General features: G+C 73.9%; 22 protein-coding genes. 11 read left to right on the top strand and 11 right to left on the bottom strand.

Going from position 1 to position 22892, the window contains the following annotated elements; translation table 11 throughout:
• Positions 1-24 precede the first annotated feature (24 nt).
• The 3 genes from BIV28_RS12835 to BIV28_RS12825 are packed head-to-tail and all read left to right on the top strand — an operon-like array spanning position 25 to position 2950.
• Complete coding sequence (locus BIV28_RS12835) at positions 25-792, top strand: (Fe-S)-binding protein (RefSeq protein WP_076262426.1); 768 nt, start codon at positions 25-27, stop codon at positions 790-792.
• Positions 789-2294, top strand: a complete 1506-nt coding sequence (locus tag BIV28_RS12830; RefSeq protein WP_076262424.1) for a LutB/LldF family L-lactate oxidation iron-sulfur protein — start codon at positions 789-791, stop codon at positions 2292-2294. Before BIV28_RS12835 ends, BIV28_RS12830 begins: the two co-directional genes overlap by 4 nt.
• Positions 2291-2950: a LutC/YkgG family protein gene (locus BIV28_RS12825; RefSeq protein WP_076262422.1), complete on the top strand. Its 660-nt coding sequence runs from the start codon at positions 2291-2293 to the stop codon at positions 2948-2950. The genes BIV28_RS12830 and BIV28_RS12825 overlap by 4 nt, the downstream gene beginning before the upstream one ends.
• Positions 2951-2980: 30 nt before the next feature.
• Here BIV28_RS12825 and BIV28_RS12820 read toward each other — a convergent pair whose 3' ends face one another.
• The gene (locus BIV28_RS12820; RefSeq protein ID WP_076262420.1) at positions 2981-3196 is read right to left on the bottom strand and encodes a hypothetical protein; all 216 of its coding nucleotides are present in this window, start codon (positions 3194-3196) and stop codon (positions 2981-2983) included.
• Positions 3197-3335: 139 nt separating this feature from the next.
• Between BIV28_RS12820 and BIV28_RS12815 the strand changes: the two genes are divergently transcribed.
• The 3 genes from BIV28_RS12815 (at position 3336) to BIV28_RS12805 (ending at position 4602) form a co-directional block, all read left to right on the top strand.
• Positions 3336-3872 carry a hemerythrin domain-containing protein gene (locus BIV28_RS12815; RefSeq protein ID WP_207555966.1) on the top strand — a complete coding sequence of 179 codons (537 nt, stop codon included), beginning with the start codon at positions 3336-3338 and terminating at the stop codon, positions 3870-3872.
• Between the two features lie 64 nt (positions 3873-3936).
• Positions 3937-4197, top strand: coding sequence for a metal-sensitive transcriptional regulator (locus BIV28_RS12810; RefSeq protein ID WP_076262418.1), 261 nt, complete (start codon positions 3937-3939; stop codon positions 4195-4197).
• Positions 4198-4203: 6 nt separating this feature from the next.
• Complete coding sequence (locus BIV28_RS12805; RefSeq protein ID WP_076262416.1) at positions 4204-4602, top strand: VOC family protein; 399 nt, start codon at positions 4204-4206, stop codon at positions 4600-4602.
• A 15-nt stretch (positions 4603-4617) separates the two neighbouring features.
• On the opposite strand, the gene BIV28_RS12800 is transcribed toward BIV28_RS12805, so the two are convergent.
• The 3 genes from BIV28_RS12800 to BIV28_RS12790 all read right to left on the bottom strand — a co-directional run bounded on the left by BIV28_RS12800 (position 4618) and on the right by BIV28_RS12790 (position 8081).
• On the bottom strand, positions 4618-5919 hold the full coding sequence (locus BIV28_RS12800; protein ID WP_076262414.1) for an SAM-dependent methyltransferase: 1302 nt from the start codon (positions 5917-5919) through the stop codon (positions 4618-4620).
• The gene (locus BIV28_RS12795; protein WP_242652974.1) at positions 5916-7370 is read right to left on the bottom strand and encodes an FAD-binding oxidoreductase; all 1455 of its coding nucleotides are present in this window, start codon (positions 7368-7370) and stop codon (positions 5916-5918) included. Before BIV28_RS12795 ends, BIV28_RS12800 begins: the two co-directional genes overlap by 4 nt.
• A gap of 84 nt (positions 7371-7454) precedes the next feature.
• Positions 7455-8081, bottom strand: coding sequence for a LysE family translocator (locus BIV28_RS12790; protein WP_076262412.1), 627 nt, complete (start codon positions 8079-8081; stop codon positions 7455-7457).
• Positions 8082-8153: 72 nt separating this feature from the next.
• On the opposite strand from BIV28_RS12790, the gene BIV28_RS12785 reads away from it, so the two are divergent.
• The gene (locus tag BIV28_RS12785) at positions 8154-8711 is read left to right on the top strand and encodes a DinB family protein (protein WP_076262410.1); all 558 of its coding nucleotides are present in this window, start codon (positions 8154-8156) and stop codon (positions 8709-8711) included.
• 4 nt (positions 8712-8715) lie between these two features.
• Here BIV28_RS12785 and BIV28_RS12780 read toward each other — a convergent pair whose 3' ends face one another.
• The 3 genes from BIV28_RS12780 to BIV28_RS20445 all read right to left on the bottom strand — a co-directional run bounded on the left by BIV28_RS12780 (position 8716) and on the right by BIV28_RS20445 (position 12150).
• On the bottom strand, positions 8716-9999 hold the full coding sequence (locus BIV28_RS12780; RefSeq protein ID WP_076262408.1) for a DUF6596 domain-containing protein: 1284 nt from the start codon (positions 9997-9999) through the stop codon (positions 8716-8718).
• Positions 10000-10470 carry a YciI family protein gene (locus BIV28_RS20450; protein ID WP_076262406.1) on the bottom strand — a complete coding sequence of 157 codons (471 nt, stop codon included), beginning with the start codon at positions 10468-10470 and terminating at the stop codon, positions 10000-10002.
• 102 nt (positions 10471-10572) lie between these two features.
• Entirely contained in the window at positions 10573-12150 is a 1578-nt protein-coding gene (locus BIV28_RS20445; protein WP_207555964.1) for a helix-turn-helix domain-containing protein, read from the bottom strand.
• A 281-nt stretch (positions 12151-12431) separates the two neighbouring features.
• On the opposite strand from BIV28_RS20445, the gene BIV28_RS12760 reads away from it, so the two are divergent.
• Positions 12432-12965 carry a GNAT family N-acetyltransferase gene (locus tag BIV28_RS12760; RefSeq protein WP_076262404.1) on the top strand — a complete coding sequence of 178 codons (534 nt, stop codon included), beginning with the start codon at positions 12432-12434 and terminating at the stop codon, positions 12963-12965.
• A 41-nt stretch (positions 12966-13006) separates the two neighbouring features.
• Here the strand turns inward: BIV28_RS12760 and BIV28_RS12755 are convergent, their stop codons facing one another.
• Positions 13007-14956 carry an APC family permease gene (locus BIV28_RS12755; RefSeq protein ID WP_076262402.1) on the bottom strand — a complete coding sequence of 650 codons (1950 nt, stop codon included), beginning with the start codon at positions 14954-14956 and terminating at the stop codon, positions 13007-13009.
• Between the two features lie 57 nt (positions 14957-15013).
• Positions 15014-16354, bottom strand: a complete 1341-nt coding sequence (locus BIV28_RS12750) for an amino acid permease (RefSeq protein ID WP_207555963.1) — start codon at positions 16352-16354, stop codon at positions 15014-15016.
• Between the two features lie 95 nt (positions 16355-16449).
• Between BIV28_RS12750 and pdxR the strand changes: the two genes are divergently transcribed.
• Entirely contained in the window at positions 16450-17883 is a 1434-nt protein-coding gene (gene pdxR, locus BIV28_RS12745; protein ID WP_076262400.1) for a MocR-like pyridoxine biosynthesis transcription factor PdxR, read from the top strand.
• Here the strand turns inward: pdxR and BIV28_RS12740 are convergent.
• Positions 17858-19051 (bottom strand): MFS transporter, encoded by a 1194-nt coding sequence (locus tag BIV28_RS12740; protein WP_076262398.1) that lies wholly within the window; start codon positions 19049-19051, stop codon positions 17858-17860. The two genes, pdxR and BIV28_RS12740, sit on opposite strands and share 26 nt — an antisense overlap.
• Positions 19052-19124: 73 nt before the next feature.
• Here BIV28_RS12740 and BIV28_RS12735 point away from each other — a divergent pair, with 73 nt between their 5' ends.
• Positions 19125-20111: a DUF389 domain-containing protein gene (locus BIV28_RS12735; RefSeq protein ID WP_076262396.1), complete on the top strand. Its 987-nt coding sequence runs from the start codon at positions 19125-19127 to the stop codon at positions 20109-20111.
• Between the two features lie 27 nt (positions 20112-20138).
• Here BIV28_RS12735 and BIV28_RS12730 read toward each other — a convergent pair whose 3' ends face one another.
• Complete coding sequence (locus tag BIV28_RS12730) at positions 20139-21212, bottom strand: M14 family zinc carboxypeptidase (protein ID WP_076262394.1); 1074 nt, start codon at positions 21210-21212, stop codon at positions 20139-20141.
• A 221-nt stretch (positions 21213-21433) separates the two neighbouring features.
• Here BIV28_RS12730 and BIV28_RS12725 point away from each other — a divergent pair, with 221 nt between their 5' ends.
• On the top strand, positions 21434-22873 hold the full coding sequence (locus tag BIV28_RS12725) for an HNH endonuclease signature motif containing protein (RefSeq protein ID WP_076262392.1): 1440 nt from the start codon (positions 21434-21436) through the stop codon (positions 22871-22873).
• The last annotated feature ends 19 nt before the right edge of the window (positions 22874-22892 follow it).

The raw sequence follows: 22892 nt of genomic DNA, 5'->3' as shown, positions 1-22892 counted from the left end.
GACCGGCACCCAGAGGAGGCGCGCATGCGCATCGGCCTGTTCGCGACGTGCCTCGGCGACGTCCTGTTCCCCGACGTGCCCCGCGCGACGACGGTGCTGCTCGAGCGGCTCGGCCACGAGGTCGTCTTCCCCGCCGACCAGACGTGCTGCGGCCAGATGCACACCAACACCGGCTACCAGCGCGACGCCGTGGGCCTCGTGCGCCACCACGTCGAGGTGTTCGGGCGGGCCCTGGCCGCCGGCGTCGAGGCGGTCGTCGCGCCGTCGGGGTCGTGCGTCGGGTCGGTGCGCCACCAGCACGCCGAGGTCGCCCGACGCGCGGGCGACGTCACGCTGGCCGAGCGGGCCGACGCCGTGGCCGCCCGCACCTTCGAGCTGTCCGAGCTGCTCGTCGACGTGCTCGGCGTCGTCGACGTCGGCGCCTCCTACCCGCACCGGGTCACCTACCACCCGACGTGCCACTCGCTGCGGATGCTCCGCGTGGGCGACCGGCCGCTGCAGCTGCTGCGCGCGGTCCGGGGCATCGACCTCGTCGAGCTGCCGGCTGCCGACTCGTGCTGCGGGTTCGGCGGCACCTTCGCCGTCAAGAACGCCGACACGTCGACGGCGATGCTCGCCGACAAGATGGCGGCGGTGCGCGAGACCCGCGCCGAGGTGCTGACCGTCGGCGACGCGTCGTGCCTCATGCACATCGGGGGAGGGCTGGCCCGGCTGCGCACCGGCGTGCGACCCGTCCACCTCGCGCAGGTGCTCGCGAGCACGCAGGACGCGCCGTGGGAGGTGGGCGCATGACGACCCACCTCGGGATGCCGGGCCTGCGGCCCCCAGCCGGGCACGGCAACCTCACCGGCGACGCGTCGTTCCCGACCGCCGCACGGGCCGCGCTCGCCGACACGCAGCTGCGCCGCAACCTCGGGCACGCCACGGCGACGATCCGGGCCAAGCGCGCCGCCGTCGTCGGCGAGGTGCCCGACTGGGAGGCGCTGCGTGACGCCGGCGCCGCGCTCAAGGCCGCGACGATGGCCCGGCTGCCCGAGCTGCTCGAGCAGCTCGAGGCCAACGTCACCGCGCGCGGCGGCCACGTGCACTGGGCCCGCGACGCCGCCGAGGCCAACGCGATCGTCACCGGCCTCGTGGGGGCGACCGGGGCGGGCGAGGTGGTCAAGGTCAAGTCGATGGCGACCCAGGAGATCGGCCTCAACGAGGCGCTCGAGGCCGCCGGCATCACCGCGCACGAGACCGACCTCGCCGAGCTCATCGTGCAGCTCGGCCACGACAGGCCGTCGCACATCCTCGTGCCGGCCATCCACCGAGGGCGGGCCGAGATCCGCGACATCTTCGTGCGCGAGATGCCGGGCGTCGACGCGTCGCTCACCGACGAGCCCGCGGTCCTCGCCGCGGCGGCCCGGGCCCACCTGCGCGAGGTGTTCCTCCGCGCACGTGTCGCGGTGTCGGGCGCGAACTTCGCCGTGGCGCAGACCGGTTCGCTCGCCGTGGTCGAGTCGGAGGGCAACGGTCGGATGTGCCTGACGCTGCCCGAGACCCTCATCACCGTCATGGGCATCGAGAAGGTCGTGCCCACGTGGCAGGACCTCGAGGTGTTCCTCCAGCTGCTGCCGCGCAGCTCCACCGGCGAGCGGATGAACCCGTACACGTCGACGTGGACCGGCGTCACGCCCGGCGACGGCCCGCAGGAGTTCCACCTCGTGCTGCTCGACAACGGCCGCACCCGGGTGCTCGCCGACGAGCAGGGCCGGTCGGCGCTGCACTGCATCCGCTGCTCGGCCTGCCTCAACGTGTGCCCGGTGTACGAGCGGGTCGGCGGCCACGCGTACGGGTCGGTGTACCCCGGCCCGATCGGGGCGATCCTGTCGCCGCAGCTGACCGGTCTCGACGGTGGCACCGGCGACGCGCACCCCAACGACTCGCTGCCGTACGCGTCGTCGCTGTGCGGCGCCTGCTACGACGTGTGCCCGGTCAAGATCCCGATCCCGGACCAGCTCGTGCGGCTGCGGGCCGAGCACGTCGAGGCGCACGAGGAGGCGCACCGGCTGCCGACGGCCGAGGCCGCCTCGATGCGCGCCGTGGCCTGGGTCATGGCCGACGCCGGTCGGTTCGCCCGCGCCGGACGGGCGGCTGCTCTGGCGCGCAAGGGGATCCGACGCGGCAAGCCCGTGGTCCCGCTGCCGCCGCCGTTCGCCGGCTGGACGTCCTCCCGCGACCTGCCCGACCTGCCCACCGAGACGTTCCGCGACTGGTGGGCCCGCACCCGCGGAGAAGGGGCCGGGTCGTGAGCGCCCGCGACGAGGTGCTCGCGCGGGTCCGCGACGCCCTCGGCCCGACGCCGACCGTGCCCGACGTGCCGCGCGGGTACCGACGGGTGGGCGAGCACGAGCCCGGTTCGGAGATGGTCGTCGAGCAGCTCGTCGACCGGCTCGAGGACTACCGGGCGACCGTCGTGCGGTGCGGCGGCGACGACGCGTCGGTGCGCGACGCCGTGTCCTCTGCCGTGCGGGAGGTGCTGTCCCGCAAGGGGATCGGCGAGACCGCCGACGCCTCCGCTGCTCTGCTCCACGCACCGGGGCTGCCGCCCGCGTGGGTGGAGGGGCTGGGGTCCCGACCCGACGACGGCACCAGCGCCGCCCGCGACCTCGACGCGGTCGCGGCGGTCGTCACGGCGTCGGTCGTCGCGGTGTCGGAGACCGGCACGGTCGTCCTCGACGGCTCGCCGGCGTGCGGTCGTCGCGCCCTGACGCTCGTGCCCGACGTGCACGTCTGCGTCCTGCGCACCGCCGACGTCGTGCAGACCGTGCCCGAGGCGCTGGCCCGGCTCGACCCGACGCGTCCGCTGACGTTCGTCAGTGGCCCGTCGGCCACGAGCGACATCGAGCTGAGCCGTGTCGAGGGCGTCCACGGCCCCCGGACGCTCGTCGTCGTCCTCGCCGGCTGACCGGCCGCGGGCCCGCGGGCCCGTGGGCCCTCAGCGGCGGCCGTAGCGCTTGTGGACGGCCTGCCGGCTGACGCCGAGCGCGTCGGCGATCTCGGCCCAGGCCATCCCGCCGACCCGGGCCCGCCGCACGACGGCGGCCTCGGTGCGGCCGGCCGCCCGGCGCAGCTCGCGTGCTGCGGCGAGGGCCACGCGGGGGTCCTCGTCCCCGGTCGCGAGGGCGGTGCGCACCACGTCGTCCACCTCCATCCGTCCGTCCCTCCCGTGTCAACCTGCGTTGACGACGCTACGCCCCGGCTCAGCGGTCGTCAACCACGGTTGACGAAACTGGGACTGGACGATCTTCGCATCGCGGGAGGACCATGGAGGCGCATGGAGAGGGGTCGCCATGGACGTGCAGACCGGTTTCGAGCCACACGCCCCCGGCCACGGTGCCGTGACGTCGTCGAGCCCGTGGGCCACCACCACGGTGGCCGACGACGGCCTCGCCGCGCACCTCGAACGCGTCCGGGCCCATCGCGCCGAGCTGCGCGAGTCGGTGTCGGCCGTCGGCTCGGCCCTCGACTCACCCCTGGCGCGGGGCGGGATGTGGCGTGAGCGCGTCCGCGCCGCCCTCGCCGAGCTGTCCCACGACTTCGACGACCACGTCAGCCTCACCGAGAGCAGCGGCGGCGTCTACGAGCGGGCGGCCCACGCCGCGCCGCGCCTCTCCGGCACGGCGGGCCGGCTCCGCGCCGAGCACGTCGACCTGCGCGACTCCATCCGCGGCTACCTCGTCGTCCTCGAGCACGGCGGCACCATGGCCGACCTCCCCGTCTTCCGCGAGGAGGTCGCGCGGCTCGTCACCCGGCTCGTGCGCCACCGGAGCAAGGGCGACGACCTGCTCCACGAGGCCTACGACGTCGACCTCGGCGGCTCCGGCTGAACCCTCGTCCTGATACGCCGAGGGGTATCATCAGGGGGTTCCGACCAGACCAGGAGGCCCGTCGATGGAGCTCGACCCCGACGAGATGAAGGCCGTCGTCAAGCGGCTCAACCGTGCACAGGGCCAGATCGGTGGCATCGTCCGGATGATCGAGGACGGCCGCGACTGCCAGGACATCGTCACCCAGCTCGCCGCGGTGTCCAAGGCCCTCGACCGGGCCGGCTTCGCCGTCATCGCCCTCGGGCTGCGCCAGTGCCTCGCCGACCCCGACAACAACGAGATGGACGTCGACACGATGCAGCGTCTGTTCCTCTCGCTCGCCTGAGGTCCGATGGCGCTCCAGCTGTCCCACACGACCGTCAACGCCCTCGACGCGCACGCCCAGTCCGTCTGGTGGGCCGACCTGCTCGGCTACCACGAGGACCCCGACGACCCCAACGAGCCGGGCCACGAGGAGTGCATGATCTTCTCGCCGGACGAGTCGCACCGGCTGCTCTTCATCGAGGTCGGCGACGCCAAGCAGGTGCGCAACCGCGTCCACCTCGACCTTCGCCCCACCGACCGCCCGCGCGACGAGGAGGTCGCCCGTGTCGAGGCGCTCGGCGCCTCCGTCGTGCAGGACTGCCGCACGGCCGACGGTCGGGGCTGGGTCGTCATGGCCGACCCCGAGGGAAACGAGTTCTGCATCCTGCGCAGCGACGACGAGCGCCGGGCGGCCGGCGACCTCTGACGCGTCCGGCTCGTCTCAGCCCACCGGCCGCTCGAGGTCGCTCGGCTCGAAGCGCGGGCGCAGCGCGAAGCCCGACGCGCCGTCGCTGCTCGTGCGTGACGCGAGCACCTGGTGCAGCTGGATGTCGCCCTGCTCGAAGGACATCCGCGACCCGGCGAGGTACAGGCCCCAGACGCGCGCGGTGCCGAGCCCCGCCAGCTCGACGCAGCGCTCCCAGTTCTTGGAGAGGTTGGCGTTCCAGGCGCCGCACGTGCGCGCGTAGTGCTCACGGAGGTTCTCGTGGTGGCGCACCTCGAAGCCCTCGTCCTCCATGACGCGCACGATGTCGCCGGACCCGGTCAGCTCGCCGTCGGGGAAGACGTACTTGTTGATGAAGCCGCGAGCCGGCAGGCCGGCGTGGCGGTTGTCCGAGCGGGTGATGCAGTGGTTGAGCAGTCGCCCCTCGTCGCGCAGCCGCTCGCGCAGGAAGCGGAAGTAGGCCGGGTAGTTGCGTACCCCGATGTGCTCGGTCAGGCCGATCGAGCTGATCGCGTCGAAGCCGCGTTCCGTGACGTCGCGGTAGTCGCCGTGGCGGACCTCGGCCCGCCCCTCGAGGCCCTCGGCCACGATCGCCCGCTGGGCCCACGTCGCCTGCTCGCGCGAGAGGGTGACGCCCAAGGCGGTGACGCCGTAGTGCCGGACCGCGTGCCGCACCATGCCGCCCCAGCCGCAGCCGACGTCGAGCAGCCGCATCCCCGGGCGCAGCCCGAGCTTCTGGGCGACGAGGTCGTACTTGTAGGCCTGGGCCTCCTCGAGCGAGGCGGTGTCGCTCGGGTAGCAGGCGCACGTGTAGGTCATCGAGGGCCCGAGGACGAGCTCGTAGAAGTCGTTCGACACGTCGTAGTGGTGGCTGATCGCCTCGGCGTCGCGGGCCCGGCCGTGGCGCAGGCCGTGGGCGAGCCGCCGCAGCTGCCCGGGCGTCTCCTCCGGCGGGATCGGGGGCACGTGCACGCCGTTGGCCCCGACGAGACGCGCCACCTCGAGCAGGTCGCGCGCCCCGGGGCGCCGGGGGTGCAGGCCGTCGCCGAGCAGCCGCAGCACGGTGTACGGGTCGCCCGGGTCGATGTCGTCGATGACGAGCTCGCCGAGCAGGTAGGCCCGGGCCAGGCCGAGGTCGCCGGGGGCCGTCACAAGATGGTTCAGGGCCTCGGGGCCGGTGAGGCGCACGACGAGGCCGTCGGGGCTGCCCCCGCTCGACCCGTCCCACGCGACCACCCGCACCGGGGCGTCCGGCCCGTAGACCCGGTCGAACGCCTCGCCCACCGTGAGCGTCGTCATCCTGCTCGCACCGCCTTCTCGTAGAGGGTCGGGAGCCGACCCGTCGGGTCGTACCTGTGCCTGGCGGCGGTGTACGCCGCGCCGCCGTAGAGGCGCGCGAAGGTCGCCTCGTCGTAGTACGCGTCGGAGTAGAGCGACTTGTGGCCGCCGAGGCGGGTCACCTCGTCCTCGATGCGACGGTTGACGTCGCCGTCGGCGGCGCCGGGCTCGATCGGGACGCTGGACCAGAAGCCGACGTTGACGTAGGGCTCGCCCCGGCGCATCGGGTAGAGCGGCCACGGCGTGCTCTCGTCGCCTGACACGTCTCCAGTCGCCGACCCGGCGTCGCGCAGCTGGATCGGGCAGAGCCAGACCGGTTCGATCGGAACCTCCCGCAGGAACCACTCGACAAACTCCGCCGTGCGGTCGAGCGGGATCTCGACGTCCTGCACCACGCGCTCGCGGGCCGGCAGGCCACGGAGCCGGTCGAGCCGGGCCATCGGGCCGTACCGGTTCTCGAGGGCGACGATCTTCCAGTACACGTCGCTGCGCAGCAGGTGCTTCGGCCAGAGCCGCCGCACGGCCGGGACCTGCGCCCCGAAGGCGCGGCTGCACCAGAACCAGTCGGTGTCCCAGCGCCAGAGGTAGTCGTGCGCCGAGAGCGCGTCGGTGCGCCGGTGCTGGATCGAGCGGTAGAAGACGCGCTCGCCGGTGTAGTCGCTCGGACGCGTCCCGTGGGGCAGGTCGTCGGACCAGCGCCCGAGCGTCAGGTACGCCTCGCGCGGGCCGAAGACGACGCCGTCGACGAAGTCGACCCGCTCGCCCGACCACGCCGCGTCGGCCATGACGGCGCGAACGGCGTCGACGAGGGCGGCGACGCCGTCGAAGCGCACGTGCCGCAGCAGCACCCACGGGTGCGCCGGCTCGAGCTCGATGACGAGGTCGAGCGCGTACCCGAGCGACCCGTAGGAGTTGGGGAAGGCACGGAACAGCTCCGCGTGCTCGCCGTCGGGGGTGGCGGTGACGACCTCGCCGGCGCCGGTGAGCACCCGCATCTCCAGGACCGACTCGTGGGGCAGGCCGTTGCGGAACGAGGCCGCCTCGATGCCGAGACCGGTGACGGCCCCGCCGATGGTGATGGTCCGCAGCTGCGGCACGACGAGCGGCACGAAGCCGTGGGGCAGCAGCTCGTCGACGAGCTGCTCGTAGGTCGTCAGGCCCCCGACGCGGGCCGTGCGGGCCTCCGGGTCGACGTCGACGACGCCGGTGAGCCCGGACAGGTCGAGGCCGGGGGCGTCGGAGGGGGCGCGCACGCGGAAGAGGTTGGACGTGCGCTTGGCCAGGCGCACGCGGGCCCCGGGCGGGATGGCCGCGAAGGAGCGTCGGGCCGCCTCGACGGCACGCTCGTGGTCGCGCAGCCGCTCGCTCGTGCCGGGCGGACGCGTCAGGGCCGTAGCCTGACCGGTTGCCACGGTCCTACTCAAGCACGGCCGCAGCGGGCTCCGCACGCGGACCGCCGGCACTCGCGAAAATCTCCGGGACGGGCCGCGGCCCGGTCACTCGCGGGCCAGGAGCGTGACCCCGAGGCCGACCATCATCGTGCCGCCGGCCGCGCCGAGACGGTCGAGCCGGGCCGGCTTGCGGGCGAACCAGTCCCGCGCCTTCGACGCGGCGAGCGCCCAGACGCTGTCCGAGCACACGGCCATCACCCCGAAGACGACGCCGAGCACCGCCATCTGCAGGCCGACGTGTCCCGCCGCGGTGTTCGTGAACTGGGGCAGGAAGGCGAGGAAGAAGAGGATCGTCTTCGGGTTGGTCACCCCGACGATGAACCCGACGCGCAGCGCGTGCCCACGCCTGGCGGCGACCTGCGCCTCGAGCGCCTTGCGGGCCTCGGTTCGGTGGCGGATGGCCTGGATGCCGAGCCAGATGACGTACACCGCGCCGGCGACCTTGACGACCGTGTAGGCCGTGGTGCTCGCCGCGACGACGGCGCCGAGGCCGACCGACACGAGCAGCACCTGCGTCGTGACGCCGAGCCCGTTGCCGACGACCGACAGCAGCGCCTCGCGGCGCCCGACGGTCAGGGCCCGGCCGATGGTGAACAGCAGGCTCGGCCCCGGCACCTGGATGAACAGGAGCGAGGCGATGAGGAAGGCGATCCACTGGCTCGAGCTGGGCACCGACCCAGTGTGCTCCCGCACCGCCGATAACGACATGCGTTTTCCGCGGGCCGGACACTAGCGTCGGGCGCCATGACCGACGCGACCGAACCCGGGGCCACCGAGCCCAGCCGCACCGACCCGCCCCTCGCGGCCGACGAGGCCACGACGCTCGTCGCCTTCCTCGACTACCACCGCAACACGCTGCGCCGGAAGACCGCGGGCCTGACCGCCGAGCAGCTCGCGACGCCGCACCCGCCGTCGACGCTGACCCTCGGCGGCCTGCTCAAGCACGTCGCGCTCAACGAGGCCAGCTGGTTCGGCCGGGTGCTGCACGGGCGGCCGATGGGCGAGCCGTGGGACTCCGCCGACTGGGACGCCGACCCCGACTGGGAGCTGACCTCGGCGAGGGACGACAGCCCGGAGGAACTGCACCGGCTCATGGACGAGGCCGTCGGGACCGCCCGCCGGCACATCGACGAGGCGCTCGCCGCGGGCGGCCTGGACCAGCTGTCGGTCGTCTCCTCGCGCAAGGAGGGCCGCCAGTTCAGCCTCCGCTGGATCCTGCTGCACATGATCGAGGAGTACGCGCGGCACAACGGCCACGCCGACCTCATCCGCGAGTCCATCGACGGCGCCACGGGCGAGTGACGCCTCAGGCCGAGGCCGCCCGACGCAGGCAGAACCGGCGCAGCGGCTCGGCGGGGAGCACCTCGGCCAGCTCGCGGTAGCGGGCGGCGGCGGCCTCCCGGCGCCCGGTGCGCCACTCGAGGTCGGCCAGGGCCAGGGCGGCGTCGCGGCTCGCGTACGCCGGGGCGGCGTCGGCCAGCAGCCTCAGCTCGCGCTCGACGTCGGAGAGGGACGGCACGTCGCTCCCGGCCGGGGTGACGCGTCCGGCGAGGTGGGCGTGCGCCGTGGCGGCGAGCCGGGCGACGCGGACGGCGGGCGAGGGCCAGCGCTCCTCGAGCGCGCCGTACAGCTGGACGATCCGCGGCCAGTCGGTCGCCTCGAACGTCGGGGCCGCGGTGTGCAGCCCGGCGATGGCGGCCTCGATCGCGAAGCGGCCGTCACCACGGGTCGCGGCCGTCGCGTCGTCGAGACCGGCCGCGACGAGGGCGTGGTCCCAGCGGCGGCGGTCGACCTCGTCGAGCGCGAGGCCGGTGCCGTCGGCGTCCAGGCGGCCGGGTCGGCGCGCGAGGCCGAGCCGGATGACGGCCCGCAGCCCGCGCACCTCCGGGTCGTCGGGGTGCTCGGCGACGAGGGCGTCGGCGATGGACAGGGCCTGCCGCCCGGTGTCGGCGAGGCCGTCGGCGGGGTCGAGCACGGTCCGGTGGGCCACGGTGAACATCCCGGACACGCAGGCGAGCACGACGGGCAGGCGCCGCTCGCGCTCGGCGGCGTCGGGCACGTGGAAGGCGCCCCGGGCCTCGGTCAGCGCCTTCTTGGCTCGGGTGAGCCGGGCCGCCGCCGCGGTGTCCTGCACGCCGAGGTGGCCGGCGATCTCCGGGATCGTCAGGCCGCAGACGACCCGGAGCGCGAGCACCATCCGCGAGGCCGGGGAGAGCGCCTCGTCGCAGGCGACGTAGAGCAGGGCGAGGCGGTCGTCGAGGCCCTCGCGGGCCAGGTCGTCGGTGTCCATGGCGGTGTGGTCGGTGGGGTCGACGGCGGTGGGGTCCGCCTCGGGCCGGGCCAGCTGCGGCGTGAGCCGGTCGAGCGCGGCCCGGCGACGCGTGTCGTCCAGCCACGCCCGTTTGGCCACGGTCGTGCACCACGCGGCCCACGAGTCGATGGGCCTGCCGGTGCGGCGCTCGTGGTCCGCAGCGCGCGCGACGGCCTCGGCGGCGTACTCCTCCGCGTCGTCGAGGCTGCCGGTGAAGGAGGCGAGGACGCGCACGATGCGCGGCCACGCCTCCTCGAACTCACCCGGCGCGAGGGGCACTCACATCCCCGTCGGGAAGACCTTGCGCCACTCGACGTGCCCGCCCGAGGGGACGAGCGCCGCGATCCGCCGCGCGGTGTCCTCGTCGTCGGTCTCGACGAGGTAGAAGCCGGTGATGACCTCGGCGGTGTCGGTGAAGGGCCCGTCGGTGTAGACGGCGTCCTCGACCTTGCGGTCGCCGGTGCCGGGCTTGACGGTGCCACCGTGGCGGCCGTTCTGCAGCGCGGCGCCGCCGACGATGCGGGCGCCCATCCGGGCGACGGCCTCCTGGAAGGCCTTGTGCTCGGGGAAGGAGCCCTCGAGGTCGGTCGGGGCCTCGGCGGTGGCGACGGCGGTGCCGCCCATACCGGGCGTGCTGCCGGGTGCGGACGGGTCCTTGCCGGCGGGCGCGCCGGCGCCGGGAGCGCCGGCGAGGAAGGCGTCGGAGTCCCAGTCGCCCTCGTGGATGATGTAGGCGTACGTGTCGGTCATGGTCGGCTCCTCGTCAGTGGGTGCGTGACGACTCTCGTCACATCATGCTGACGAACTCGCGTCCGTGGAATCGACACGACCCCGGAAAGGATTTCCGGTGACTCAGGCCCGCAGCTTGTCGAGGCGTGCGGCGAGGGAGTCGCGGCGGTGCGCGTTGCCGTCGAGGGCCAGGTAGGCCTCGCCGAAGCGCTGCAGCAGGGCGTCGTCGAGGCGGCGCACCGCGCCCGGCGGGTACTTGTAGCCCATCCGCTCGGTCAGGTCGGCGCCGTCGTCGGGCCCGAGCACCTCGGCGAGCCGGTCGACCGTCGTGACGCCGAGCTCGAGCAGCAGGCCCGAGATCCACGTGTAGTGGTCGGCGCGTGACCAGCCGGCGTCGGTGTACCGGTGCGCGAGGAACTTGGCGAGGTCCTGGGCCGCGATCCCCGGCGCCGGGCGCTCGCCGGTGTCGGCCGGACGCGTGGGCAGCACCTTCTGCAGGCGCCCGCGGATCGCGGAGAACTCCCGGTCGGCGAGCTCGATGAGCCCGGCGGCGAGGGTGAACCGGCGGTCGAGGTCGCTCGCGTGCTCCTCGGGGACGCTGCCCTTGTAGCGGATGTCGTGCTCGAACTCGGCCCATGCGTGCTGCAGGACGGTGCGCACCTGCACCGACGCGTTCTGCCGCCCCAGCGACTCGTAGGCGCGGGGCACGCTGCGGCTGGCGTCGATGCCGACGAGCAGGTGGCGGCTGGCGTAGCCGAACCGGCCGGAGCGGGCGGTCTCCTTGCCGAGGTCGCGGTCGTCGAGGACGGCGAGCTCCTCGGCGAGCAGCTCGGCGACGGCGGTGACGTCGTCGGGCACGTAGGTGATGACCCGGACCCCGACGACGTCGGTGATGTCCTCGAGGGGGTCGGGATGGGTCAGCACGCCGTCGCGCCGGCGCTCGGCCTTGGCGGCGAACGACTCGACGGACTTCGTCCGGCCACTGACCGTGAGGTAGTTGATGCCGGCGTCGTCGAGCAGGTCGCGCACGAGGTCGATGAACCGGTGGGTCGCGATCTCGAGGGCCGGCCGGCGCGCCGCGTACTCCTCGACGGCGGCGCGGATCTCCGGCGTCGAGGAGGGCAGGGGCAGGTCGACCGCGGCGGGCGCATCGGAGCCGTCTGGTCCGCCGGTCGAGGACGGGGTCGTCGCTGACATGCCGCCATCCTGCCCTGTCCGGCCCCACGGGACCTCCGGAGCGCGCGGGCCTCGCCGGTCGTGGATCCACGGCATCCGGCCGTCGGTGTTTCCCCAGCCGTAGCGCATGCCCCAGTGGTCGGGAAGCCCGCGTGGGTCGATGACCCCGTGCGCCGGGAAGGCCCGGTCGGCGTCGTCGCGATGGGTGATGGCCCCGTCGAGGAACCACTCCGTGCACCGGTTGGGGCTCTCGGCGCCGACCCAGTGCTCCTCGGGCACCGGTCGCGGGCGGCACGGGAAGTCGTGGGACGGGACGATCCGAAAGCCGAGGACCCTGAACAGGCCGATGGCCTCGCGCAGGCTGATCGACAGGTCACCCGCCTCGATCCGCCCGATCCGGGCCCGCGGCACCCCGAGCCAGGTGGCGAGCGCGCGTTGGCTCACCCGATGCACGCGCCGCACGTGGCGCAACGCGTCGCCGAACGCCTCGGCGCCGAGGTCGGGCGGAGTCGCGCTGGAGCTCATGACCCGACCTTCCCGCGCCCCGACGCCTGGTCGGGCACCAGCGAGGTCCCCTGTGGATGCAGCGGGCCGACCGGCCGGGGATGTGGACGACCCGCTCCTCGGAGGTGAGGGGGACGTCCCTCGGTCACTCAGCATTGCTCCGCCCGGCGAGCCAGGCCACTCGAAGCAGGGGTGAAGCGGCGCCGTCGCCGCCGCGGGCCATTGGCTCGTGTGGCGGAGCAATGCTGAGGGCGCTGGACAAATGCGTGGACGGCGGGCGCGACGGGTGTGATCGTGGCGCCATGCAGCTCGAGACCCCTCGCCTCGTCATCCGTCCCTGGTCGCACGACGAGGCCGACCGCCTCCTCGACATCCTCAGCCGGATCGAGGTCGTGCAGTGGCTCGGCGACGGCGAGCCGGTGCTCATGAAGGACCTCGACGAGGCGCACGAGCGGATCGACCGCTACCGGGCCCGCAGCGAGAACCCGCCGCTGGGGTTCTGGGCCGTGCAGGTGCGCGAGACGGGCGTCGTGGCCGGCTCGGTCCTGCTGCTGACGCTGCCGAACGCGGAGGACGGCGAGGTGGAGGTGGGCTGGCACCTGCACCCCGACTCGTGGGGCCACGGCTACGCCACCGAGGCCGCCACGGCCGTCATCCGGCACGGCTTCGACGCCGGGCTGCCCGACGTCCACGCCATCACCCACCTGACCAACGACCGTTCCCAGGCGGTCTGTCGCCGGCTCGGCCTCGACGACCTCGGCGAGATGACGAAGTGGTACGAGGAGCCCTCGCGCGTCTTCCGCACGACGCCCGACGCGTGGGCCAACCGCGCCTGACGCGTCCGAACCCACCGCCACGACGCCGGCGGTCGTGGGGCTCAGCCGCCGACGTGCACCTGGGGGCGACGCGTCGCGTCGGGCTCGGCACGCCGGATGATCTCGTGGGTCAGCGGAGGGATGTCGCCCTCGCCGGCGAGCAGGAAGCGCAGCACGTTCTGGCCCGGGGCCTTCTCGCTCCACTCGAAGTAGATGTGCGGCGGCTTGCTCACCCGGTCGCGGACGTCGAGGAGCACAGCCGCGAGGACGTTCGGCACCGACGGGCCCGTCGCGCGCAGGATGTAGTGGCCGCCGACGACCGCCGAGCTGACGTGGACGGTCGTCGCGAAGTCGCTCGCGTCGCTGATCTCGACCTCGAGGAAGATTGCGCCCTGGCGGGCGTTGAGGTGGTTGTGCATCCGCACCTCGAGCGACTTCGCGCGGTACTCGTCGCGGTCGCCGGCGTCGATCTTGTTCGCGATGAACCGCAGCGGCTGCGGGCCCAGGGCCGCGTCGTCGAGGATCGCCTTGGCGCTCTCGTCGTAGACGACGCGCTGCACGCGCAGCTCGGTGGAGCGGACGATCCGCGACCACACGCTGATGACGACGATGAGCGCGATGAACAGCAGCGCGATGAGCAGGCCCTCGGGACGCTCCACGACGGTGATGGTGATCGTGTAGAGGAAGATCGCGCTGACGACGCCGAAGAACACGGCCGTGCCGCGGTGCCGGCGGCGCAGCTCGGTGAGGAACACCGCCACGGCGGCCGAGGTCATGAGCGCGAGGACGCCGGTGGCGTACGCGCCGGCCTGCTCGTCGACGTTGGCCTTGAAGGCGAGCGTCACGACCGCGGCGATGAAGGACAGGACGAGCACGAGCGGGCGCGTCGAGCGGGCCCAGTCGGGCGCCATGCCGTAGCGCGGCAGGTAGCGGGGGACGATGTTGAGCAGGCCGGCCATGGCCGACGCCCCGGCGAACCACAGGATGCCGATCGTCGACGCGTCGTAGACGGTGCCGAACCCCTCGCCGAGCAGGTCGTGCGCCAGGTAGGCCAGGGCGCGGCCGTTGGCCGGCCCGCCCGGCTCGAAGGCCGCGTGCGGGATGAGCAGGGTCGTGACGAGCGAGGACCCGATGAGCATGACGCTCATGACGAGGGCGGCGGTCGTCAGCAGCTTCCTGGCGTTGCGGATGCGGCCCGCCGGGTTGGCCGGGGTGTCGTCGGGGTCGCCCTCGACGAGCGGCATGACGACGACCCCGGTCTCGAACCCGGACAGGCCGAGGGCCAGGGCGGGGAAGACGAGCAGCGCCGCCCCGATGATCCCGAACGGCACCGAGTGGGCCGAGGTCATGGCATCGACCCAGTCGCCGAAGGCCGACGGGTGGTCGCCGATCGCGACGAAACCGCGCACCACGACGACGAGGCTCAGGCCGAGGTAGGCCACGACGAGGACGACCGCCAGGCCGATGGCCTCCTTGAACCCCTTGAGGAAGATCGCCGCGAGCAGCACGAGCAGGGCCAGGGTGACGCCGACCTGGTGCCCGCTCAGCGTCGAGCGCAGGTACGGGTTCTCGATGAGGTGGGCGCTGGCGTCGGCGGCCGACAGCGTGATGGTGATGACGAACCCGGTGGCGACGAAGCCGATGAGGGCCAGCACGAGGATCTTGCTCGGCCAGTACGACAGGAGCCGCTCGAGCATCGACAGGCTGCCGTCGCCGTGCGGGCTCTCGGCGGCGACGCGTCGGTACATCGGCAGCGCCCCGAAGAGCGTGATGAGCACGAGCACGAGGGTGGCCACCGGGGACAGCGCGCCGGCCGCCAGTGCGGCGATGCCGGGCTGGTAGCCGAGCGTCGAGAAGTAGTCGACACCGGTGAGGCACATGACCCGCCACCAGGGCTGCACGTGGTGCTGGGCGGTGGCCTGGGCCTCGCGCTCGTAGTAGCCGCCCGGGTCGGGCTGCGGGTCCGCGTCGAAGAACCACCGGTTGAACCGCTGCGCGGTTGGCGTCGTCACGGCGGAGGAGTCTAGGGGCCGGTCCGGGGTCCGGCGCCAGTCGAGGACGCGGGCCGGTCAGGCCACCCGGCGCCGGCGGCGCGCCTGGTAGGCCAGCGAGAGACCGACCACGCCGAGCGCCCAGAGGGCGTGGAGGCCGTTGACGACCAGCAGCGCGACGACCGAGGCGAACGCGACGGCGGCGCACCACCAGCCGGCGCTCCCGCGCTCGAGCAGCCGCAGCGCCGACGCCGTGCCGAGCACGTAGACGAGCGTGAAGCACCCGGTCGCGAGCAGCATGAGCGGGGTCATCCCGAGGTCGAGCACGGCCGTCAGGGCCAGGGCGCTCGCCGAAGAGCCCGCGATGACGGCGACGCTGCGCCGCGGCACCTCGCCGGGGCCGGATCCCTTGGCGAGCCAGGCCGGCAGGGCGCCGTCGCGGGCCAGCGACGCCCCGAGCCGCGACCCGCCGGCGAAGTAGGCGTTCATCGCCCCGATCGTGAGCAGGACCGCGACGACAGCGGTGACCACCCGGGCCTGCTCGCCCAGGGCGATGGCCATCAGGTCGGACAGCGGCGCGGCGCTCGAGCCGGCGGCCGGGCCGAGGACGAGCACGCTCGTGGCCGCGAGACCCAGGTAGAGGACGCCGACGACGGCGACGGCGATGCCGGTGGCCCGGGGCACGTCGCGCCGCGGGTTGCGGTAGTCGCCGGCGAGCGAGGCCACCGCCTCCCACCCGGCGAAGCCCCACACGAGGACGGCCGCGGCCGAGCCGACGGCGCCCCACCCGTGCGGCGCGAACGGCGTCAGCGACTCGGTGTGACCGTGCGGCAGCGCGACGGCCATGGTCGCCGTCATGAGGAGGGCGAGCACCGTGGCGAGGCCGAGCTGGACGCGTCCGGAGAAGCGCAGGCCCGCGGCGTTCATGAGCCCGGTGCCGAGGATCAGCGACGCGGCGACGACGAGCGTCGTCGTGCGGCCGCCGCCGACGACGTCGGCGACGTACCCGCCGGCCATCATCGACGCCGGGGGCGCCCCGACCGGGATGGCGAGGTAGAAGCACCAGCCCACGGCACCGGCGGCGCGGTCGCCGAAGGCGCGGCGCACGTACGTCGACACGCCGCCGCCGTCGGGGTGCCGGGCGCCGAGGGCGGCGAACGTGCTGGCGAGCGGTACGGACAGGACGACGAGCGCCGCCCACGCGACGAGCGAGGCGGGGCCGGCGATCCCGGCGGCGAGGGCCGGCAGTGTGATGACGCCGGTGCCGAGCACGGCGCCGACGGACAGCGCCGTGCCCTGCGGGACCGTCAGGCCGCCGGCCCCGCTGCCGGCCCCGCTGCCTACCCGGGCGGGAGCGGCCCCGGTCGCAGGTGCGGGGAGCACGGGGAGCGCGGGCTCGTGGGCGGCGGTCGAGGTCATGGGCCCAGACTGCCGCCAGAGTGGCCCGGTCAGAAGGTCCAGTCCGCGGCAATCCGTTTGGGCCAATCCGGCTCCCACGTGCCTAGGCTGGAGCGGTGGACCTGCACGTCACCCTGACCGGCACCGGCGACCTCACGGCCCAGATCTACGCCCAGCTGCGCGACGCCGTGCTCGAGGGCCGGCTCGCCGGCGGCGACCGGCTGCCCGCCTCCCGCGACCTCGCCGTCCGGCTCGACGTCGCCCGGGGCACCGTGACGGCCGCCTACGACCGCCTCCTCGCCGAGGAGCTGCTCGAGGCCCGACGCGGCGCCGGCACGTTCGTCGCCCCCGGGTGCGTGCCACCCGCGGCCCCTACGCGTGCGGCCCGGGCCGCAGGTGTGCTCACGCCGCGCGGGCCATGGCAGGTGCCGGGGGAGCCGCCGCAGCTGCCGGGCGAGGTCGCCGTCGACTTCTCGGTCGGGGTGCCCGACCCCGACCTGTTCCCGCTCGCGACCTGGCGCCGCCTCGTGTCGGGCGCCCTGCGTCGCGGACGCCTGTCGACCGTGACCTACGGCGACACCGGTCCGTCGCGGCTCGAGGAGCAGGTGGCCCGGCACGCCGGCCTGTCACGCTCGGTGTCGGCCCGGCCCGAGGACGTCGTCGTCACGGCGGGTGCCCAGCAGGCCCTCGACCTCGTCGCACGCCTCCTCGTCGAGCCGGGCGACGTCGTCGCCGTCGAGGACCCCGGCTACACCGCCGCCGCCCGCCTCCTCGAGACCCACCGGGCGCGCGTCCGGGGCGTGCCCGTCGACGGCGAGGGGCTCGTCGTCGAGGCCCTGCCGGACGCGGCACGGCTCGTCTACGTCACGCCGTCGCACCAGCACCCGACGGGCGCCGCCATGTCGTTGGCGCGCCGGATCGCGTTGCTGCAGTGGGCGTCCCGGCACGACGCCGTCGTCGTCGAGGACGACTACGACAGCGAGTTCCGGTTCGCCGACCGCCCGCTCGAGCCGCTGCAGAGCCTCGACCGCGAGGGGCGGGTGGTCTACGTCGGGTCCTTCTCGAAGTCGCTGCTGCCGGCGCTGCGGGTCGGGTACGCGGTGGCGCCGCCGTCGCTGTCGGGCGCGCTGCGCGAGGCGCGTCGGGTCACGGCGTGGTCCGGTGATGCCGTCACCCACGAGGCGCTCGCCGACTTCCTCGCCGAGGGCCACCACGGGGCGCACGTGCGGCGCGCCACGAAGGTCTACCGCGAGCGGCGCGAGCGGCTCCTCGACGCGCTGACCGGCCTCGACGAGCACCTCGACGTCGTGCCGTCCGCCGCCGGCCTGCACGTCTGTGCCGTGCTGCGCGACCCCGAACTCGACGACGCCACGGTGGCCGGGCAGACCCTCGCCTCGGGGGTGTTCGTCGAGCCGCTGTCGACCCGGCACCGCGAGCAGCCGGTTCGCCACGGCCTCGTGCTCGGCGTCGGGGCGGTGCCCGCCGACCGCGTCGGGCCCGGGGTGGCGGCGCTCGCCGCGGTGCTCAGGCGCCGTCGACGACGCCCGTAGCGCGCCGGCGCACGATCGCGAACTGCGCTGCGAGCGGGATGATCCCGAGGATCAGCACCATCGGCACCGCGAACCCGATGCGGAGGTTGTCCGAGCCGACGGCGCCGGTGAGGACGGCGCCGAGAAGGGCGCCGACGTAGTTGAACTGGTTGAAGCGGGCGATGACCTGGTCGACCTTGTCGATGCGGGCCTCGCCGCTCAGGCCCTCGCCGCCGGCGATGGCCCCGGCCGCCGAGAAGCTGAGCGGGGCGATCGTCGCGACGGCACCACCGAGGACGGCGAACCCGACGACGGCCACCCACCAGGTCGGGGCAAAGACGATGACCGCGAGGGCGAGCGAGGCCACGACACCGCTGATCCGCAGCATCCACACGGCCCCGTGCCGGTCGACGAGCCCGTCGCCGACGGCCCGGGCGAGCAGCGTCGCGAGGAGGTAGGGCAGCGTCGCGAGCGCGGTCAGCGTCGTCGGGGCGTCGAGCGTGCCGCCGAGGTAGACCGGTCCCCACGTCGTCGCGGCGGTGTCGACCATGTAGAAGAGGACCATCGCGACGCCGAGGAGCAGGATGCGCCGCCACGGCACGTCGAGCGGCTCGGCGGTCTCGGCGAGCCGGTCACGGCGCACGAACGGCGCGGCGAGGACGGCGAGCGGGAAGACGAGCAGCGGCAGCAGCTTCGGGCCGAGGTCGACCGACGCCGTCGCGAGCGTGATGACTGTGCCGACGACGCCGCCGGCGGTCCAGAAGCCGTGGAACGAGGGCAGGATCGGGCGGCCGTAGAGGTGCTCGACGGTGACGGCCTGCATGTTGGACGACGCGTCGACGAGGCCGAGCGCGAGCCCGTAGACCGCGAGCCCCGCGACGAACACCCCGAACGCCGGCGCGACGAGCAGCACCGCGAAGCCGACCGTCGCCAGGACGAACCCGACCCGCACGACGACGGCGCTCGAGGACCGCTTGGCCACGACCTCCGCCAGCACCGACCCGACGCCGGCGAGCAGCACGACCATGAGGAGCAGGCCGCTGACGGCGAGCTCGTCGAGGTCCCAGCGCTCCTGGATCATCGGCAGGCGGGTGGTCAGCGAGATGAAGAGCAGGCCCTGCACGAAGAAGGCGGCGCCGGCGGCGAGCCGGGAGCGGCGGAGGGCAGGGGCCTCGGTCTGGACCGTCACGGTGGCTCACGATGGACCCCGCGCGCGCCGCCGTCAAGCGCTCCGTCCCGCGGGGCGCGGCAGACTGTCCGCCATGCTGAGACTGACGGTGACGGTGCCCGGCGCGCTGACCGACGACGTGACGCACGTGCTCGCCGACTCGACGGCCGTGAGCACGCTCGTCGTGCACCGCGGCGTCGCCCTGCGCCCGCCGGGTGACGTCGTGCACGCCGACGTCGCGCGCGAGGGCGCCAACGACCTCGTCGAGCGCCTCCGCGCTCTCGGCGTCCACGAGGAGGGGTCGCTGCAGCTCGAGCCGGTGGGCACGTGGGTGTCGCGGGCCGGCTTCGAGGCCGACGAGGAGACGCCCGGTAGCAGCGCCGACGCCGTCGTCTGGGCCGAGGTCGCCCAGCGCTCCTACGAGGACAGCGAGCTGAACTGGACGTTCCTGTCGTTCATGTCGCTCGCGACGCTCATCGCCGGCATCGCGATCGTCCTCGACTCGCAGATCCTCGTCATCGGCGCGATGGTGCTCGGCCCGGAGTTCGGGGCGATCGCGGCGCTCGGTGTCGCCCTGGTGCGGCGGCGCGCCCTGCTCTTCGCGGTGGCGGCCCGGGCGCTCGTCGTCGGCTTCGGGGTCGCGATCCTCGTGACGTGCCTCGCCGGCCTGTTCGGGCGTGCGCTCGGCTGGGTGACGCTCGAGGACATCACCGGCCGGCGGCCTGCGACCGGCTTCATCTACACGCCGGACCGGTGGTCGTTCATCGTCGCGGTGCTCGCCGCCGCGGCGGGTGTCCTCTCGTTGACCTCGGCCAAGGTCGGGGGTCTCAGTGGCGTCTTCATCTCGGTCACGACCATCCCCGCCGCGGGCAACGTCGGCCTCGGTCTCGCCTTCGGCGCGTGGACCGAGGTGGCCGGCAGCGGCCTGCAGCTCGTCGTCAACCTCGTCGGGATGGCCCTGGCCGGGTGGCTGACGCTGGCCCTGCAGCGCGCGGTCTGGTCACGCGTGCCGGCTCCGCGGTCGCACTCGCGGCTCAACCGGCGGGTGCACGCCGAGCCGCCCCCGCCCCGCGCCCGGTGAGGCGCGGGGCGGGGGCGGCCGGACGTCTCAGCTGCGCTGTGCCGGAAGGGTGTCCCAGAACGAGGTGTCGACCGTGTCGATCGAACCGTCGGCGAGGGCGCGGGCCGTGGCCGTCAGCGTGACGACCGTCTGCTTGATGAGGTAGCCGTTGCTCTTCTGGCCGAGGACGGCCGACTCGTTCTCGTGGTCGCTCATGCCGCGCATCTCGAACAGGAGCGTCGAGATGCCGTACTCGGCCGCAAGGCCGTTGCGGGCGATGGTCCGCTCGCTCCCGCCGACGTACTTGCCGAGGTGGCCCCAGCCGGTCGGCTGGATCGCGTCGTAGACGACCGCGCCGAGCCGCTTGCTGCCCGCGAGCGTGCCGGTCGAGACGTCGCCGTTGGTCGGGTAGAGGATCGAACCCGACACGAGCTCGCCGCCCGCGCGGCTCGTCGTGCCCTGGTGGTGCAGGTCCACGGCGTAGTCGATGTCGTACTTCGACAGGACGTTGTCGTGCAGGGCCCGCGTCTCCGGCTCGGCCTTGGCCACGTGGTCGCGGTTGAGGTCGACGCGTGCCGCGTTGTACCGCGTCAGGTGCCGGTCACCCGCGGCGACGTAGTCGTCGAGCGGGAAGTCGACGTCGCCCATCGCACCGTCGGCGTTGACCATCGGCACGATGAGGATGTTGACGTGGTCGAGCACGTCACCGTTCTTGCCGGTGCCGAGGCTCTTGATGAACTCGAGCGTCCCCTCCGTGGTCAGCTGCTCGTTGCCGTGCTGCTGGGTGATGTAGAGGATCGTCGGGTTCGCGGGGTCGCTGAGGTACTTCACGAGGTGCAGGTCGCGGCCCTTGCGGGTCTGGCCGATGACCTCGAGCCCCATCCTCGGCTGCTTGGCCGCCTGCGTCCTCAGCTCGGCGACCATCGAGTCGTAGGTGTGCAGGATCGAGGTGTTGACGGTGCCGTTGGTGCAGCACGTCGGGCCCTCGCCGACGGCCTGCGCCGCCGGCGTCGCCACGAGTCCGGCCCCGCCGAGCAGCGTGGCGGCGGCGAGGGTGGCGAACGTGCGCCGGAACGCGCGGCGACGCGTCGGCACGGTCGTGTGAGTGTTCTGTGCGGTCATGTGAGTGGTTCCTGTTCGTTGCGTATCGGTGTGTCTCCCCGAGTACCGGCCGCGTTCGGCTGCGGCGGTGCCCTCAGTCAAAGGGGCTACTCACGAGTCGGCAAAAGATGGACAGGGGTGGAGACCGCTTGGCAGCGCAGTCGGCGAAACGGACTGTGGTCCAATGAGATTCGCTGTGGACAACACTGTCGTCACCATTCGAACACCTGTACGATAGGGACATGTCGCAAGCAGTGATCGAGCAGGACTGGGACCTCGTGGCGTCCCTGGCCGCCGACCTGCACGACGCGCACGCCCGGCTCGTCGACGCGGTCGCGGTGGCGCTGGTGGAGGGGTCCTGGATGGCGGCCGGGATCCGCTCGCCGGAGCACTGGCTGGTCGTGCGGGCCGGGCTGTCGCGGGGTCACGCGGCGGCGCTGGTGCTGATGGCGCGCCGGGCCGGTGAGCTGCCGGCGACGGCCGCTGCCCTGCGGGCGGGGCGGATCAGCCTGGACCAGGCGGCGGTCGTGGCCCGGCACGCCCCGGCGGCTTTCGACGTGACGGTGGCCGAGTTCGCCCAGCACGCCACGGTGCCGCAGCTGCAGCGGTCGGTCGCTCGGTACGACTTCACCCTCGAACCGCGGACCTTCGACGAGGAGGGCGAACTGCTGCCCGCCGAGCGCGACCCGGACGCGAAGCCCGAGGTCGTCGAGCCGGCGTCGCTGTCGATGGGTGTCGACGCCGATGGGCGGTTCCGGCTGCGGTACGACGCCCCCGCGGAGGTCGGCGAGCTCGTGAGGGCCGCGCTCGCCGAGGCCAAGGACGCCCTGTTCCACACCGTCACCGACACCACCCACACCGGTGAGGGCGACGACGCGCAGCGCCAGCACGACCCCTACACCGACCCGGCTACGACACCCGGCCCGCGCCGCGTCACCTGGGCTGACGCCCTCGTCCTGCTCGCCACCCGCTCCCTCGACGCCGCGGGAACCATCGCTGCGTCCAGCGGCGCCGGCGGTTCGGCGTGTGGCGGGTCGACCAGGCGGGCCCGGTGCCGGGTCCAGGTGCACCTGGACACCGACGGCGGCTGGCTAAACGCCGGACCCCGCCTGCCGAAGCGCGTCCTGGACGGGCTGACCTGCGACGGCACCCTGACCCCGGTGTGGGAGACGCAGGGCTCCCCGGTCAACGTCGGGCGCACCCACCGGGTCGTGCCGCACCGCACCCGCGTCCTCGTGCTCGACCGGGACCGCGGCTGCCGGTTCCCCGGCTGCCCGGTCAGCGCCGCCGACTACCTGGAGGTGCACCACCGGGTGCACTGGCGCGACGGCGGGCTCACCGACCTGGACAACCTGCTGTGCCTGTGCACGTTCCACCACGACAGCCACCACCGCGGCGAGTTCACCATCACCGGCGACCCCACCCGCACCGACGGGCTCACGTTCGAGTCCCGGCAGGGCTGGCCCATCGGCCCACCCGCACCGCCACCTGAGCCGCCCTGCCCCCTGGCTGCCGACACGCCGTCCGGCCGCCGCAGCGTCGACGCGTCGACCCGGCCGCGTCGACCACACCCGCGACCGACACCACGACTCGGGCGCACCTACCCCGCCCCGACCGGCGGCACGCTGCACCTGCACCTCGTCGACCTCACCCCGTCACGCGCCGCACCGCGGCGGGAGTGAGCGGGCCGTCCTGGCCGAT

The organism is Intrasporangium flavum (assembly GCF_001956915.1).
GTDB classification, from domain to species: domain Bacteria; phylum Actinomycetota; class Actinomycetes; order Actinomycetales; family Dermatophilaceae; genus Monashia; species Monashia flava.
The sequence above is the reverse complement of the archived record's forward strand: the minus strand, read 5'-3'. Positions and strand labels throughout refer to the sequence as shown.